Raw genomic sequence first — 12,813 nt, forward strand, 5'->3', positions numbered from 1 at the left:
CCGGTGCATTCGCTGCAACGCGGTGCACGATTCTCACGTTTCCTTCACCTGATGCTGGCACATATCCTGCTTAGGTAATCGCTTATTTACGCGATTGCCCGCATGCCAGACAGCAGCCACCCAGTCATGCCTCCACCAGCCAGCGCACACGGCGCCTGGCAGGCGCACCTGCGCCTGGGCTTCGCGCTGCACGATGGCGTCAGCCGCCTTGTCGAGCGCACGCACAGGGGCCCCCTGCGCGTGCAAAAGCCCCTGTATCCGGAAGGCGGTGCCGTCTGCCACGCCATCATCATCCATCCGCCCGGCGGCGTGGTGGGCGGCGACCAGCTGGCCGTCGACGCCACGGCGGGCGAGGGCGCACACGCTTTGCTCACGTCGCCGGGCGCCGCCAAATGGTACCGCGCCAACGGCCATGTCTCGGGCCAGCACATCGTGCTGCGCGCGGGCAGCGGCGCCGCCATCGAGTGGCTGCCGCAGGAAAGCATTTTCTTCGACCAGGCCTGCGTGCGCCTGCGACATGAGGTGGACCTGGCGGCGGACGCCGGCTACATCGGCTGCGACATCGTTTGCCTGGGCCGCAGCGCCGCAGGCGAAATTTTTAATACGGGCAGCATCAGCCAGCAGGTGCAGATCCGCCGCGGCGGCAAGCTGCTGTGGTGGGAGCAGGGCGTGCTGGCTGCCGGCGGCGCCCTGATGGCCAGCCCGCTGGGATTGGGCGGACACACGGTATGCGCCACCCTGATCGCCGTCGGCCGGCCTGTTTCTTCCGCCGTACTGGCGGCCGTGCGCGACATCGCCGTGCCGGCCGGCGCCGCGTTTGGCGCCACGCACATGAAATCGCTGGTGGTGGTGCGCCTGCTGTGCGGCGACAGCGAGGCGGCGCGCCGCGTCATGCTGGCCGCCTGGCAGCTGCTGCGCCCCGCCATGCTGGGACGCGACGCCGTCGTGCCCCGCATCTGGAACACTTAGCATCTGGAACACTTAATCAGGAAAGAAGCGCAAGGAAAACCATGGACCTGACTCCCCGCGAAAAAGACAAGCTGCTCATTTTTACGGCCGCGCTGCTGGCCGAACGGCGCCTGGCGCGCGGCTTGAAATTGAATTACCCGGAAGCGGTGGCCCTGATTAGCGCCGCCATCATGGAAGGCGCGCGCGACGGCAAGTCGGTGGCGCAGCTGATGTCGGACGGCACCAAGATACTCTCGCGCGCCGACGTCATGGACGGCATCGCCGAGATGATCCCCGACATCCAGGTGGAAGCGACCTTCCCCGACGGTAGCAAGCTGGTGACCGTGCACCACCCGATACCGTAACCCTACAAGCGACATTGACAGGAGCCCCTCATGACCCCAGGCGAATACCAATTGGAAGAAGGCGAAATCAGCTTGAACGCGGGGCGCGCCACGGCCACCGTGGTGGTGGCCAACCGGGGCGACCGGCCCATCCAGGTCGGCTCGCACTTTCACTTTTTTGAAGTCAATCCGGCGCTGGCCTTCGAGCGCTGGCGTGCCTACGGCATGCGCCTCAATATCACGGCCGGCACGGCCGTGCGCTTCGAACCGGGCCAGCAGCGCACGGTGGAACTGGTGGCGCTGGCGGGCGAACGCAAGGTTTACGGCTTCAACGGCGAAGTGATGGGCGAACTGCAAGACACACCACCGGGAAAGGATTGAGATGGCCAGCATTCCCCGCAGCGCGTATGCCGAGATGTTCGGCCCCACCAAGGGCGACCGCATCCGCCTGGCCGACACGGAACTGTTCATCGAGATCGAGCATGACTACGCGATCTACGGCGAAGAAGTGAAATTCGGCGGCGGCAAGGTGATCCGCGACGGCATGGGCCAGTCGCAGCGCTGCGCGGCCGAAGTGATGGACACCGTCATCACGAATGCCGTCATCCTCGACCACTGGGGCATCGTGAAGGCCGACATCGGCCTGAAAAACGGTCTGATTTTCGGCATCGGCAAGGCGGGCAATCCCGATATCCAGCCCGGCGTGACCCTGGCCATCGGCGGCGCCACCGAGATCATCGCCGGCGAAGGCATGATCGTCACGGCCGGCGGCGTCGACACGCACATCCACTTCATCTGCCCGCAGCAGATCGAGGAAGCGCTGATGAGCGGCGTGACCACCATGCTGGGCGGCGGCACGGGGCCGGCCGTGGGCACGGCCGCCACCACCTGCACGCCGGGACCGTGGCACTTGCACGCCATGCTGGCGGCCGCCGACGCCTTCCCGATGAACCTGGGCTTCATGGGAAAAGGTAACGTCAGCTTGCCGCTGCCCCTGGAAGAACAGGTGCGCGCGGGCGCCATCGGCCTGAAACTGCATGAAGACTGGGGCAGCACGCCGGCCGCCATCGACAATTGCCTGTCCGTCGCGGACCGCATGGATATCCAGGTGGCGCTGCACAGCGACACCCTCAACGAGGGCGGCTTCCTCGAACATACGCTGGCCGCCTTCAAGGACCGCACCATCCACACCTTCCACACGGAAGGGGCGGGCGGCGGCCATGCGCCCGACATCATTGCCGCCGTGGGCCAGTCCAACGTACTGCCCTCGTCGACCAACCCCACGCGCCCGTTCACCGTCAACACGCTCGACGAGCACCTGGACATGCTGATGGTTTGCCACCACCTGGACCCGGCGATTGCCGAAGACGTGGCCTTTGCCGAGTCGCGCATCCGCCGCGAAACCATCGCCGCCGAAGACATTCTGCACGATATCGGCGCCATTTCCATGATGTCGTCCGATTCGCAAGCCATGGGCCGCGTGGGCGAGGTGATCATGCGCACCTGGCAGACGGCGCACAAGATGAAGGTGCAGCGGGGCGCCCTGGCGCCGGACACGGCGCGCAGCGACAATTTCCGCGCCAAGCGCTACATCGCCAAGTACACGATCAACCCGGCCATCACGCACGGGATTTCGCACGTGGTGGGCTCCATCGAGGCGGGCAAGATCGCCGATATCGTGCTGTGGAAGCCCGCCTTCTTCGGCGTCAAGCCGTCGATGATTCTAAAAGGCGGCATGATCGCGGCCGCGCAGATGGGCGACCCGAACGCGTCCATCCCCACGCCGCAGCCCGTGCATTACCGCATGATGTTCGGCGCCTTCGGCGGCGGCCTGAAAAAATCGTTCACCTTTGTCTCGCAGGCGGCCTACGACCTCGATATCGGGCATCAGCTCAAACTCAACAAATCCGTCATCGCCGTGAAGAATATGCGCGGCTTGCGCAAGCACGACATGATCCACAACGGCGCCACGCCGCACATGGAAGTGGACCCGGAAACCTATGCCGTGCGCGCCGACGGCCAGCTGCTCGTGTGCGAGGCGGCGACCGTGCTGCCCATGGCGCAGCGCTATTTTCTATTTTAAGCAGGAGACATCATGCTGACTTTGCATACCAAACTGGCGGCTGACGATCCTCGCGCCGCCGTTGCCCAACTCGTGCTGCCCTACGACCAGCGCGAAAAATGCCGGCTGCGCGCCGTGCTGTCGAATGGCGAGGACGTGGCCGTGTTCACCGTGCGCGGCACGGTGCTGCGCGACGGCGAACGCATGACGGGGCCGGGCGGGCAGGTGGTGCAGATCGTCGCCGCGCGCGAACCAACCTATCTGGTGCGCTGCGCGGATGCGCACACCCTGCTGCGCTGCGCTTTCCACCTGGGGAACCGCCACACGCAGGCGCAGGTGGGCGACGGCTTTTTGCGCATCCGCAAGGACGTGGTGCTCAAGGAGATGCTGGAAGGCTTGCAGGCGACCGTGACGGAAGAGAGCGCGCCGTTCGAGCCGGAAGCGGGCGCGTATGGCGGCGGCCATGGCCACCACGATGGCCACGGCCAGCACTTGCTGGCGCCCGTGCCGCTGCGGCAGAAAATCCACCGTCCCGGCGACACTGCGTGATGCAGGCATCGGCCCTGCTGCATCTGCTGCAGTTCGCCAGCCCGGCCTTGCCGATCGGCGCCTACAGCTATTCGCAGGGGCTGGAAGCGGCGCTCGAGTCAAGCCTGGTGCACGACGCGGCCACGGCGCGCGCATGGATCGCGCAACACCTGGCGCAGGTGGTGGCGCGCTGGGAGGCGCCCCTGTGCTGGCGCTTGATGCAGGCGTTTGCAGCGCAGGATCTGCGCGCCGTACAGCGCTGGAGTGAGCGTTTCATCGCTTCGCGCGACACGGCGGAATTTCGCGCCGAAACCATCCAGATGGGCTATTCCTTGACCAAGCTGCTGGCCGAGCTGGGCGTGGCCGATGGCGTCCTGATCGACATGCTGCAGGGCGAGCCGGAAGTGGCTTTACCCACCGCGTATGCCTGCGCTGTGGCGGCGCTGGCCATTCCGCGCGAGGAAGCGCTGCTGGCCATGCTGTTCGCCTGGGCGGAAAACCAGGTGCTCGTTTGCGTGAAATCCGTGCCGCTGGGGCAGGTGGCGGGCCAGCGTTTGTTGCTGTCGCTGCGGCCGGACTTGGAAGCGGCGGCCCTCACGGCGCAAACCTTGGCAGACGACGAGATGGGCAACTGGGCGCCGGGCCTGTCGCTGCTGTCGATGCGGCACGAAGTGCAGTACAGCCGCTTGTACCGTTCCTGAACTATTCAATGAGAGAGCAAACATGACATCGATTACCTCCAATCCCTTGCGCGTGGGCATAGGCGGGCCCGTCGGCTCGGGCAAGACGGCCCTGTGCGAAATGCTGTGCAAGGGCATGCGCGAGCGCTACGACATGGCCGTCATCACGAACGATATCTACACCAAGGAAGACATGGAAATCCTGCTGCGTGCCGATGCCTTGCCGGCCGAGCGGCTGATGGGCGTGGAAACGGGCGGCTGCCCGCACACGGCCATCCGCGAGGATGCATCGATCAACCTGGAAGCGATCGCGCGCATGCAGGCGGACTTTCCCGATCTCGACCTGATCCTCGTCGAATCGGGCGGGGACAATCTGGCCGCCACCTTCAGCCCGGAACTGTCGGACCTGACGATCTACGTGATCGACGTGGCCGGCGGCGAAAAAATCCCGCGCAAGGGCGGGCCCGGCATCACGCGCTCCGATTTGCTCATTATCAACAAGACGGACCTGGCGCCGTACGTGGGCGCGAACCTGGACATCATGGCGCAGGACGCCAGGCGCATGCGCGGCGAGCGCCCCTTCGTGTTCACCAACCTGCGCAGCGGCGACGGCGTGCAGGTCGTCATCGATTTTATCCGCGAGCAAGGTTTGCTCGATCAACCAGGCAAGGAGCTGCAATGAACGCAACACTGATGACAAAAACAGCCGCCATGGCGGCCCTGTGCCTGCTGGCCTTGCCTGCCATGGCCCATCCCGGTCATGGCGACAGCGTGGGCTTCCTGGCCGGCTTCGCCCACCCGTTCACGGGCATCGACCATTTGCTGGCCATGCTGGGCGTGGGTCTCTGGGGCGGCCAGCAGCGCCGCGGCTGGGGGCAGCCCGCCACGTTTCTCGGCATGATGCTGCTCGGCGCGCTGGCCGGCATGGCGGGCTTGACGGTGCCCGGGCTGGAAACGGGCATCGCCGCCACGGTGGCGCTGGTGGGACTGGCCATCGCGCTGGCGCTGGCCTTGCCGAACTGGCTAGGCTTGGGATTGGTGGGTATGTTTGCGCTCGCGCATGGCAATGCGCATGGCCAGGAATTGCCGGCCGCCTCGGCCGCGTGCGGCTTCATGCTGGCCTCGGCCATGCTGCTGTGTGCGGGACGTGTCGTCGGCCAGGTGCTGGCCGAGCGCGTGCTGCGTGTGGCCGGCGTGGCCTTGACGGCCGCTGGCGTGGTGCTGATGGGGGTTGCTTGAGCGGCTTACGCGCCGGGGCGCTTGTCGGACAGCACGATGGGCGCCGCCATTTCAGGGTGCAAGCCCTGGTGGCCAGCATACACGGCGGCAATCGCCGCCATGTCGGCCTCCTTGTCGCCCGTCAAGTATAAGTGGTCGACGACGCCCAGCACCTTGTTCGGGTAGTCGATGTAGACCAGCAGCAGCGGCACCTTGGCGGCCAGGGCCAGGTGATAAAAGCCGCTTTTCCAGTTCGGGCGGTAGCTGCGCGTCGCTTCCGGCGTGATGGCCAGCCAGTACCAGTCTGCGGCCAGCATGCGTTCGGCCTGGCGCTGGATCGTGCCGCTGGTGGTGCTGCGGTCGACGGGTTCGCCGCCGAGATAGCGCAGCACCTTGCCCATGGGGCCGCGGAACAGCGAATCCTTGGCCAGCCAGCGGAACGGCAAGGACAGCGCCCATTTGCCGAACAGGCCCACCATGAAATCCCAGTTGGACGTGTGCGGATAGACGACGGCGATGCCGCGCGGCCCCGGCAAGGGGCGGAAGCGCAGGCGCCAGCCGAACAGGTGCAGCACGCGCAGCGCGCAGCGCTGGTGCCAGGTCGGCAAGTCGCCCGCTTGTACAAATAAATCGTCCATCGATACCCTTCAGTGACACTGTTTTAATGGGATGGCGCTGGTGGCCATTTTCCTTGAAGCAAAAATTCTGCGCAGGCATTCTATACGGGGCTGGCGGTGGCGACAAGCAGCCGAGGCCGCTATCCATGCGGTGTCGGCGCCGTTTGTACTGCCATTTTAACCATGCTTGCTTCCTGTGCCGGGCACTAAATGCACGGTATGTGGTCAAAACTTGATGCAGGGTTGATTCACCCGATAGGGAGCCATGGCATGAAAAACAGTGTCGATGATGTACATGGAAACAATGTCCGAACGGACAAAGTGATGGCCGAGCTCGTCGAGCGTGGCGTGGCGTTTCATCACGCCCTGGGCCGGACGGTGGCGACGGCCTATTTGCGCGAGCATGCGGTACCGGCCGAGGTGATACGCCGCGTCTTCAGCAGCGTGCAGGCGCGCCGCCCGGCACGTCCGGCCCGGCGCCGATGGCGCTGAAAGACAGGCAAAAACGGCGGCCGCCACGATCATTGCGCAGTGAACTGCGTTGGTGTCGTTGCGCCCGCCGCATGGGGGGATGAGCGGCGCAGAGCCGCTCGTGCTCAGGGCGCTGTTCAGGCGTGTGCCGCCAGTGCCGGGTAGTCCGTATAGCCGGTCGCGTCCGGCGCGTACAGGGTGTCCGGGTTCAGCGGATTGAGCGGCGCGTCGCTGCGCAGGCGGATGGGCAGGTCGGGGTTGGCGATGAACCACAGGCCAAAGGCCACGGCATCGGCTTCGCCCTTGGCCAGCAAGGCTTCGGCCGCCGCCTTGTCCATTTTCTCGTTGGCAATGTACACGCCGCCAAATTCCTGCTTCAGGTACGGGCCCAGGCGGTCTTCACCGAGCGCTTCGCGCGCGCAGATGAAGGCGATGCCCCGTTTGCCCAGCTCGCGCGCCACATAGCCGAAGGTGGCGCGCGGGTTCGAATCGCCCATGTCGTGCGCGTCGCGGCGCGGCGCCAGGTGCATGCCGACCCTGTCGGCGCCCCATACTTCGATGCACGCGTCCGTCACTTCCAGCATCAAGCGGGCGCGGTTTTCAATCGAGCCGCCATAGTTGTCGGTGCGCAAGTTGGTGCTGTCTTGCAAGAACTGGTCGAGCAGATAACCATTGGCGCCATGGATTTCCACGCCGTCGAAGCCCGCTTTTTTCGCATTCTCTGCGCCCAGGCGGTAGGCTGCCACGATGCCGGGGATTTCTTCCGCATCGAGCGCGCGTGGCGTGACGAATTCCTGTTTCGGGCGGACCAGGCTGACATGGCCGGCCGGCTTGACGGCGCTGGGCGCCACGGGCAGGTCGCCATCGAGGAAGACGGGTGCGGAAATGCGGCCCACGTGCCACAGTTGCAGCACGATCAGGCCGCCCGCGTCATGCACGGCCTTGGTGATGTGTTTCCAGCCTTCCACCTGCTCGTCGGACCAGATGCCGGGCGTGTCGGCATAGCCCACGCCCTGCGGCGTGACGGCCGTCGCTTCCGAGATGATCATGCCGGCCGAGGCGCGCTGCGTGTAGTACTCGGCCATCAGGGCGTTGGGCACGCGGCCAGGATTACCGGCGCGCGAACGCGTCAGCGGCGCCATGATGATGCGATTTTTCAGTTGCAGGCTGCCTATGGTGATGGGGTCGAATAAAGTTGCCATGGTTGCTATCTTTCCTGTCGAGAATGCCGCGAACGGCGATATGGATGGGGGGTGCTGTTACAAACCTTGCTGCATGTGGTCCAGAAAGGCCTGGATGGTGGCTTCATTGCGCTTGAAAAAGCTCCATTGGCCAACTTTTCTGGCGGAAATTAAACCGGCCTTTTGCAGGGTGGCCAAGTGCGCCGAGACCGTCGATTGCGACAACCCCAGCCGCCGGTCGATCAGGCCGGCGCAGACGCCAAAGTCGAGCGGATGGTCCTGTTCGCAAAAATACTGCTCCGGCTCCTTCAGCCACTGCAAAATCTGCCGCCGTACGGGATTGGCCAGCGCCTTGTGAATGGCGTCGATGTCCATGCTGTTTCTCCTGGTCGATGTTCGTCTTCAAGCGATATATGTATCGTCTTTTATGAATTTCAATATCGGAATTTTACGATATAAATAAAAAACGTGCTGGCCGGTGGATTTATCAGGCAGGGGCGGGTGCCAGCGCCGGCCGGTCGGCCGCCCCGGCAGGTATCAGGCGAAGTGGAACAGCAGCAGGGCGATGACGGCAGGCACCGTTTGCAGATAGAGAATGCGCGTCATGACGGTGGCCGCGCCCCACACGCCAGCCACGGCGATGCAGGTCAGGCCGAAGACGGTGAATGCATGGGCGATGGCCGCGTCCGGGTGAAAAAAGCCCAGCGCCAGCGCGGCGACAAGAAAGCCGTTGTAGCAGCCCTGGTTCGACATGGCGGGGCGCACGATCTCCGCCTTTTCCTTGGACAAGCCAAACACCTTGCGTCCGCGCGCATCGAACAGCACGGTTTCCAGCAGCACGATATAGACGTGCAGCAGCAGGATGAGGGCGGTAAGGATTTGGGCCAGCAGTAGCATCATTGTTCCCGGGTGTGTGTGTGGATGCCCAATTATGCTGCCATCAGCATATCTTTTGGCAATAGCACCAGAAAAAATGTGCTTGCGGCAAGAGTTTTCACCCGATGGTATACTTTTCCCTTTGCTCCTGTGGGGACGACCCCGCTCGATGTGGGGGCTGCATGGCGGGGACGACCCTGCCGCCTCGGGAGAAATAGATGGCGTGGATCATTCTGGTATTGGCGGGCTTGCTGGAAATCGGCTGGGCCATCGGCCTCAAATATAGCGCCGGTTTTACCCGCCTCGTGCCATCCGTCTTGACGGCAGTGTCCATGCTGGGCAGCGTGGTGATGCTGGGCCTGGCCTTGCGCACCTTGCCGCTGGGCACGGCCTACGCCATCTGGACGGGCATCGGCACCGTGGGCACGGCCATCTTCGGCATCATGGTGCTGGGCGAACCGGCCAGCGCCGCGCGCATCGCCTGCATCGCCCTGATCGTGTCCGGCATCCTGGGCTTGAAATTGCTCAGCCCGCAATAAAGGATGCCAGCATGAGCCTCGCCATGACCTATTTCTACCTGGCTATCGCCATCATCGCCGAAGTCATCGCCACCAGCGCCTTGAAGGCCTCCGAGGGCTTCAGCCGCTTGTGGCCCAGCGTTATCACCGTGGTCGGCTACAGCATCGCCTTCTGGTGTTTGTCGCTGACCTTGAAGGTCATTCCTACCGGCATCGTGTATGCGATCTGGTCGGGCGTGGGCATCGTGCTCATTTCCGCCGTCGGCTGGTTCTGGTTCAAGCAAAGCCTCGATACGCCGGCCCTGATCGGCCTGGGGCTGATCATTGCCGGCGTGCTCGTCATTAACCTGTTCTCCAAATCAGTGGGGCATTGATCAGAAGCTGCTGGCCACCCGCGCCAGGTAATACCATTCGGCATTGGCTTGCGCGTTGACGTCCGGGAAGAGGATGTAGGCGTCGAATTCGGCCGTCACAGGCGTGCCGTCCGCGCGCACGCCGATCTGCTCGCCCTGTTTGACCTTGTCAAAGCTGGACCAGGTCTTGATGAAGCGGTCGCTTGCATGCAGCTTGTCGTGCACGACGACCATATTCAGCGCTTCCATGTCCGCGTCGGCGATCGGTTCAGGCTGTGGCGCATCGATGAAGCCGAGGAAGGCCAGGGTGTTCATGATGGCGCGGTAGGCCACGTCCGGCGCGGCCGGGTCCGCATGCTGGCCGCATTCCAGGGTCAGCGCATAGCCGCCCGTCGAGCGCATGTATTCCGTCGTGCCCACGCCATAGCGCAATACCATGCCTACCTGGTCGCTATTGCCCAGGCGGCGCTGCACGCCCTGGCCATACGCATGCAGCCAGCCGTCGACGAAGCGGCGCACGCCCAGGCGGCGCGCCAGCGCGCGTTCCTTGTCTTCGTGTTGAAACGGTTGCAGCGGGCCATCGTTGTTGCGCGGCCCCACCATGACGAAGGGCTGGCTGTCGGCATTGAACGAGTGCAAGTCGAGCAGCACGTCGTGCTGGCCCAGCAAAGGGCACAGCCAGTTGGCGATGCGGTCTTCAAAATCTTGTGGATTGTCGTTCGGAAACAGATTGCGGTTCAGGTTGCGGTCGCCGCTGCGCACGCCCTTGGCGTAGGCCAGTGGGTTGGTGATGGGCACGAAGGTGACGCTGCCGGCCAGAATCGAGAGGGCGCCGCTGTCGAGTTCAGCCATCACGCGGTGGATGCCCTTGGTGCCGCAGGTTTCATTGCCGTGCACGGCGCCCGTGACGATCAGGCGCGGGCCGCTGCCCTGGCCCGTGTAGTTGATGGATTTGAAGGGGAGTGCGCTGCTCATGCTGGACATATCCTATGCTGTTGCGGGAAGGGAAAGCGGGGTCGGCATATTTTAGCGGGATTCGCCGTGCACGCCTGCAAAAAGTTGGCCATGGCAAGGTGTGGCATGGCATGATCGGCGCCACCGTTGTTTTCCCTTGCCGATTCCATGTCCAGTACGTCCCATCCTTCCCGCCTGCATGGCCTCGATACCTTGCGCGCGCTGGCCATCGTGCTCGTCTTCATGAACCACTATTTGCTGTTCGTCAGCGAGGGTGGGGCGTTTGGTTTCTGGGGAGAAATTGGCTGGACCGGTGTGGACCTGTTCTTTGCTCTCAGCGGCTATCTGATCGGCAACCAGATCTTCACGGCCTTGCGCAGCGAACACGGCTTTTCCCTGTCCCGCTTCTATGCGCGGCGTTTCCTGCGTACCTTGCCCAATTTCTATGTCGTGCTGGCCCTGTATTACTTGTGGCCCGCGTTTCGCGGCGACAGCGCGCTGCTGCCGCTGTGGAAATTCCTGACCTTTACGCAAAACATCAATCTGACGCCGGGCACGGCGTTTTCCCATGCGTGGTCGCTGTGCGTGGAAGAGCAGTTCTACGTGCTGCTGCCGGCCGTGGCGCTGGCGATCGCCGCCTGCCGCAAGTCGCTGCTGTGGGCGTGGCTGGCCGTGGCCGCCAGTTTGATCGTCGGCATGCTGGCGCGCGCCTACCTGTGGGATGAATACGTGCACCTGCCGCGCGGCGGCCTCGGCTATTACAAGTACATTTACTATGCCTCGTGGTGCCGTTTTGACGAACTGGTGGCGGGCGTGGCGCTTGCGCTGCTGAAGAATTACCACCCGACCGCCTGGGCGCGCCTCACCTCATACGGCAACCGTACCTTGCTGGCGGGAATCGCGGGCACGGCGCTGATGTTTTACGTGTTTCTCACCGATCACTATGGCTATACGGTGACCGTGTTCGGCTATCCGGCCCTGGCCGCCAGTTTTACTTTATTGCTGGTCGCCGCGCTCAGTCCCGGCAGTACGCTATATAAACTGCGCGTGCCGGGCGCGGCCAGCCTGGCCCTGTGGTCGTATGCGATTTACCTGCTGCACAAGCAGCTGTGCATCCTGCTGCGGCCGGTGTTGCAGGATATGGGGTATGGGCCGGACGGCGCGCCGGCGATACTGCTCAGTGCCGCCGTCAGCATCGCCACGGGCTGGCTTTTATATGCATTGGTGGAAACGCCGTTCATGCGCTTGCGGGCGCGCTACGTTCCCGCCAATCATGCATGACGATTACATGTCGATCACGTCCAGCCCCCGTGGCGTGCCGACCAGCAATTCCAGGATCGCATGCACGCGCAGATTCGTGTCTTCGTGTTCCGTGTTGTAGATCAAGGTGCGCAGGCCGGGCACGGCTTCCGTGATGTGGGGGCTGGCGTAGGCATTGATCAATAACAAGACCAGGTCCGTGGCGCCCGCGCCGGGCTGGCGCCGCAGCCGGTCGTGGATCACGTTCAGCAGCGCGCGCTGCATGCGCGGCGTGGGATTGCTGATGTAGGCGAAGACGCTCGGCGTGTTGGCGATGGCCGCGCAGATGCGCCGTTCGATCTCGTCGGGCTTCACGTCGGAGGCGATATCGAAATACGCGGCTTCCCAGCGCGTGCGCGCATAGGGATGATTGGGCGGGAAGCAGTCGGCCGTTTCAAAACCGCAGATGCGGCTCAGGGTTTTCAGCCAGGCGAATAGAGTGGAGTTCATGCCGCGATTCTAGCGGCATTCCGCGTGTGCCGGGCCGACTCTCTATAAAGGAGGCTGACGCCCGGGAAGCGGATGAAAAACAGATTAAAGTTTCCTGTAAAACAGCCCTTGTCATTCTGGGAAAGCCTCTCTATAATGCTGGTCTTCGGGGCGGTTAGTTCAGCTGGTTAGAATACTTGGTCGACATCCAAGGGGTCGGGGATTCGAATTCCTCACCGCCCACCAGAATGCAGTTAGAGAGAAAGGTAAAACCGGTTATGACACCGCGAACTACTACCAAGCTTTGGGAGTGACGCTAGTCGAACGGGTTTCCT

General features: G+C 63.6%; 18 protein-coding genes and 1 tRNA gene. 12 read left to right on the forward strand and 7 right to left on the reverse strand.

Annotated elements, in window-relative coordinates:
• The first annotated feature begins 126 nt into the window (after positions 1 to 126).
• The 8 genes from JAB8_RS09360 to JAB8_RS09395 are packed head-to-tail and all read left to right on the forward strand — an operon-like array spanning position 127 to position 5,801.
• A complete protein-coding gene (locus JAB8_RS09360; protein ID WP_070289311.1) occupies positions 127 to 969 on the forward strand; it encodes an urease accessory protein UreD in 843 nt (280 codons plus the stop codon).
• A gap of 41 nt (positions 970 to 1,010) precedes the next feature.
• Positions 1,011 to 1,313: an urease subunit gamma gene (locus tag JAB8_RS09365; RefSeq protein WP_034751936.1), complete on the forward strand. Its 303-nt coding sequence runs from the start codon at positions 1,011 to 1,013 to the stop codon at positions 1,311 to 1,313.
• Positions 1,314 to 1,343: 30 nt separating this feature from the next.
• Positions 1,344 to 1,673 (forward strand): urease subunit beta, encoded by a 330-nt coding sequence (locus tag JAB8_RS09370; RefSeq protein WP_034751935.1) that lies wholly within the window; start codon positions 1,344 to 1,346, stop codon positions 1,671 to 1,673.
• Position 1,674: 1 nt separating this feature from the next.
• Positions 1,675 to 3,375, forward strand: a complete 1,701-nt coding sequence (gene ureC / locus JAB8_RS09375) for an urease subunit alpha (protein ID WP_070289312.1) — start codon at positions 1,675 to 1,677, stop codon at positions 3,373 to 3,375.
• A gap of 12 nt (positions 3,376 to 3,387) precedes the next feature.
• On the forward strand, positions 3,388 to 3,903 hold the full coding sequence (gene ureE / locus JAB8_RS09380) for an urease accessory protein UreE (RefSeq protein ID WP_070289313.1): 516 nt from the start codon (positions 3,388 to 3,390) through the stop codon (positions 3,901 to 3,903).
• The gene (locus JAB8_RS09385) at positions 3,903 to 4,583 is read left to right on the forward strand and encodes an urease accessory protein UreF (protein ID WP_070289314.1); all 681 of its coding nucleotides are present in this window, start codon (positions 3,903 to 3,905) and stop codon (positions 4,581 to 4,583) included. The genes ureE and JAB8_RS09385 overlap by 1 nt, the downstream gene beginning before the upstream one ends.
• 22 nt (positions 4,584 to 4,605) lie before the next feature.
• Positions 4,606 to 5,244, forward strand: a complete 639-nt coding sequence (gene ureG, locus JAB8_RS09390; RefSeq protein WP_070289315.1) for an urease accessory protein UreG — start codon at positions 4,606 to 4,608, stop codon at positions 5,242 to 5,244.
• Positions 5,241 to 5,801 carry a HupE/UreJ family protein gene (locus JAB8_RS09395; RefSeq protein ID WP_070289316.1) on the forward strand — a complete coding sequence of 187 codons (561 nt, stop codon included), beginning with the start codon at positions 5,241 to 5,243 and terminating at the stop codon, positions 5,799 to 5,801. Before ureG ends, JAB8_RS09395 begins: the two co-directional genes overlap by 4 nt.
• 5 nt (positions 5,802 to 5,806) lie before the next feature.
• On the opposite strand, the gene JAB8_RS09400 is transcribed toward JAB8_RS09395, so the two are convergent.
• The 5 genes from JAB8_RS09400 to JAB8_RS09415 form a co-directional block, all read right to left on the reverse strand.
• Entirely contained in the window at positions 5,807 to 6,418 is a 612-nt protein-coding gene (locus JAB8_RS09400; RefSeq protein ID WP_070289317.1) for a 1-acyl-sn-glycerol-3-phosphate acyltransferase, read from the reverse strand.
• Between the two features lie 204 nt (positions 6,419 to 6,622).
• Positions 6,623 to 6,922 carry a hypothetical protein gene (locus JAB8_RS28970; protein ID WP_139142990.1) on the reverse strand — a complete coding sequence of 100 codons (300 nt, stop codon included), beginning with the start codon at positions 6,920 to 6,922 and terminating at the stop codon, positions 6,623 to 6,625.
• An 83-nt stretch (positions 6,923 to 7,005) separates the two neighbouring features.
• Positions 7,006 to 8,070, reverse strand: a complete 1,065-nt coding sequence (locus JAB8_RS09405; protein WP_070289318.1) for an alkene reductase — start codon at positions 8,068 to 8,070, stop codon at positions 7,006 to 7,008.
• A gap of 57 nt (positions 8,071 to 8,127) precedes the next feature.
• Positions 8,128 to 8,424, reverse strand: coding sequence for a helix-turn-helix transcriptional regulator (locus tag JAB8_RS09410; RefSeq protein WP_070217983.1), 297 nt, complete (start codon positions 8,422 to 8,424; stop codon positions 8,128 to 8,130).
• 162 nt (positions 8,425 to 8,586) lie between these two features.
• Positions 8,587 to 8,946, reverse strand: a complete 360-nt coding sequence (locus JAB8_RS09415; RefSeq protein ID WP_121671124.1) for a DUF1304 domain-containing protein — start codon at positions 8,944 to 8,946, stop codon at positions 8,587 to 8,589.
• 197 nt (positions 8,947 to 9,143) lie between these two features.
• Between JAB8_RS09415 and sugE the strand changes: the two genes are divergently transcribed.
• Positions 9,144 to 9,464, forward strand: coding sequence for a quaternary ammonium compound efflux SMR transporter SugE (sugE, locus tag JAB8_RS09420; RefSeq protein ID WP_070217981.1), 321 nt, complete (start codon positions 9,144 to 9,146; stop codon positions 9,462 to 9,464).
• Positions 9,465 to 9,487: 23 nt separating this feature from the next.
• Positions 9,488 to 9,817: an SMR family transporter gene (locus tag JAB8_RS09425; protein ID WP_070217979.1), complete on the forward strand. Its 330-nt coding sequence runs from the start codon at positions 9,488 to 9,490 to the stop codon at positions 9,815 to 9,817.
• Here the strand turns inward: JAB8_RS09425 and JAB8_RS09430 are convergent, their stop codons facing one another.
• Positions 9,818 to 10,771, reverse strand: coding sequence for a succinylglutamate desuccinylase/aspartoacylase family protein (locus JAB8_RS09430; RefSeq protein WP_070289320.1), 954 nt, complete (start codon positions 10,769 to 10,771; stop codon positions 9,818 to 9,820). It abuts the gene before it with no gap.
• Positions 10,772 to 10,918: 147 nt separating this feature from the next.
• Here JAB8_RS09430 and JAB8_RS09435 point away from each other — a divergent pair, with 147 nt between their 5' ends.
• On the forward strand, positions 10,919 to 12,031 hold the full coding sequence (locus JAB8_RS09435) for an acyltransferase (protein WP_070289333.1): 1,113 nt from the start codon (positions 10,919 to 10,921) through the stop codon (positions 12,029 to 12,031).
• A gap of 3 nt (positions 12,032 to 12,034) precedes the next feature.
• Here the strand turns inward: JAB8_RS09435 and JAB8_RS09440 are convergent, their stop codons facing one another.
• The gene (locus JAB8_RS09440) at positions 12,035 to 12,499 is read right to left on the reverse strand and encodes a hypothetical protein (RefSeq protein ID WP_070217970.1); all 465 of its coding nucleotides are present in this window, start codon (positions 12,497 to 12,499) and stop codon (positions 12,035 to 12,037) included.
• A 148-nt stretch (positions 12,500 to 12,647) separates the two neighbouring features.
• On the opposite strand from JAB8_RS09440, the gene JAB8_RS09445 reads away from it, so the two are divergent.
• A tRNA-Val gene (locus JAB8_RS09445) sits at positions 12,648 to 12,724 on the forward strand.
• The last annotated feature ends 89 nt before the right edge of the window (positions 12,725 to 12,813 follow it).

Source organism: Janthinobacterium sp. HH106 (assembly GCF_001758725.1).
In the GTDB taxonomy this organism is placed as follows: domain Bacteria; phylum Pseudomonadota; class Gammaproteobacteria; order Burkholderiales; family Burkholderiaceae_D; genus Janthinobacterium.

Excerpts from the sequence above, each read along its gene's own strand:
- JAB8_RS09360 (WP_070289311.1), top strand. The coding sequence starts at position 127 with ATGCCTCCACCAGCCAGCGCACACGGCGCCTGGCAGGCGCACCTGCGC.
- JAB8_RS09365 (WP_034751936.1), top strand. The coding sequence starts at position 1,011 with ATGGACCTGACTCCCCGCGAAAAAGACAAGCTGCTCATTTTTACGGCC.
- JAB8_RS09370 (WP_034751935.1), top strand. The coding sequence starts at position 1,344 with ATGACCCCAGGCGAATACCAATTGGAAGAAGGCGAAATCAGCTTGAAC.
- ureC (WP_070289312.1), top strand. The coding sequence starts at position 1,675 with ATGGCCAGCATTCCCCGCAGCGCGTATGCCGAGATGTTCGGCCCCACC.
- ureE (WP_070289313.1), top strand. The coding sequence starts at position 3,388 with ATGCTGACTTTGCATACCAAACTGGCGGCTGACGATCCTCGCGCCGCC.
- JAB8_RS09385 (WP_070289314.1), top strand. The coding sequence starts at position 3,903 with ATGCAGGCATCGGCCCTGCTGCATCTGCTGCAGTTCGCCAGCCCGGCC.
- ureG (WP_070289315.1), top strand. The coding sequence starts at position 4,606 with ATGACATCGATTACCTCCAATCCCTTGCGCGTGGGCATAGGCGGGCCC.
- JAB8_RS09395 (WP_070289316.1), top strand. The coding sequence starts at position 5,241 with ATGAACGCAACACTGATGACAAAAACAGCCGCCATGGCGGCCCTGTGC.
- JAB8_RS09400 (WP_070289317.1), bottom strand. The coding sequence starts at position 6,418 with ATGGACGATTTATTTGTACAAGCGGGCGACTTGCCGACCTGGCACCAG.
- JAB8_RS28970 (WP_139142990.1), bottom strand. The coding sequence starts at position 6,922 with ATGATCGTGGCGGCCGCCGTTTTTGCCTGTCTTTCAGCGCCATCGGCG.
- JAB8_RS09405 (WP_070289318.1), bottom strand. The coding sequence starts at position 8,070 with ATGGCAACTTTATTCGACCCCATCACCATAGGCAGCCTGCAACTGAAA.
- JAB8_RS09410 (WP_070217983.1), bottom strand. The coding sequence starts at position 8,424 with ATGGACATCGACGCCATTCACAAGGCGCTGGCCAATCCCGTACGGCGG.
- JAB8_RS09415 (WP_121671124.1), bottom strand. The coding sequence starts at position 8,946 with ATGCTACTGCTGGCCCAAATCCTTACCGCCCTCATCCTGCTGCTGCAC.
- sugE (WP_070217981.1), top strand. The coding sequence starts at position 9,144 with ATGGCGTGGATCATTCTGGTATTGGCGGGCTTGCTGGAAATCGGCTGG.
- JAB8_RS09425 (WP_070217979.1), top strand. The coding sequence starts at position 9,488 with ATGACCTATTTCTACCTGGCTATCGCCATCATCGCCGAAGTCATCGCC.
- JAB8_RS09430 (WP_070289320.1), bottom strand. The coding sequence starts at position 10,771 with ATGAGCAGCGCACTCCCCTTCAAATCCATCAACTACACGGGCCAGGGC.
- JAB8_RS09435 (WP_070289333.1), top strand. The coding sequence starts at position 10,919 with ATGTCCAGTACGTCCCATCCTTCCCGCCTGCATGGCCTCGATACCTTG.
- JAB8_RS09440 (WP_070217970.1), bottom strand. The coding sequence starts at position 12,499 with ATGAACTCCACTCTATTCGCCTGGCTGAAAACCCTGAGCCGCATCTGC.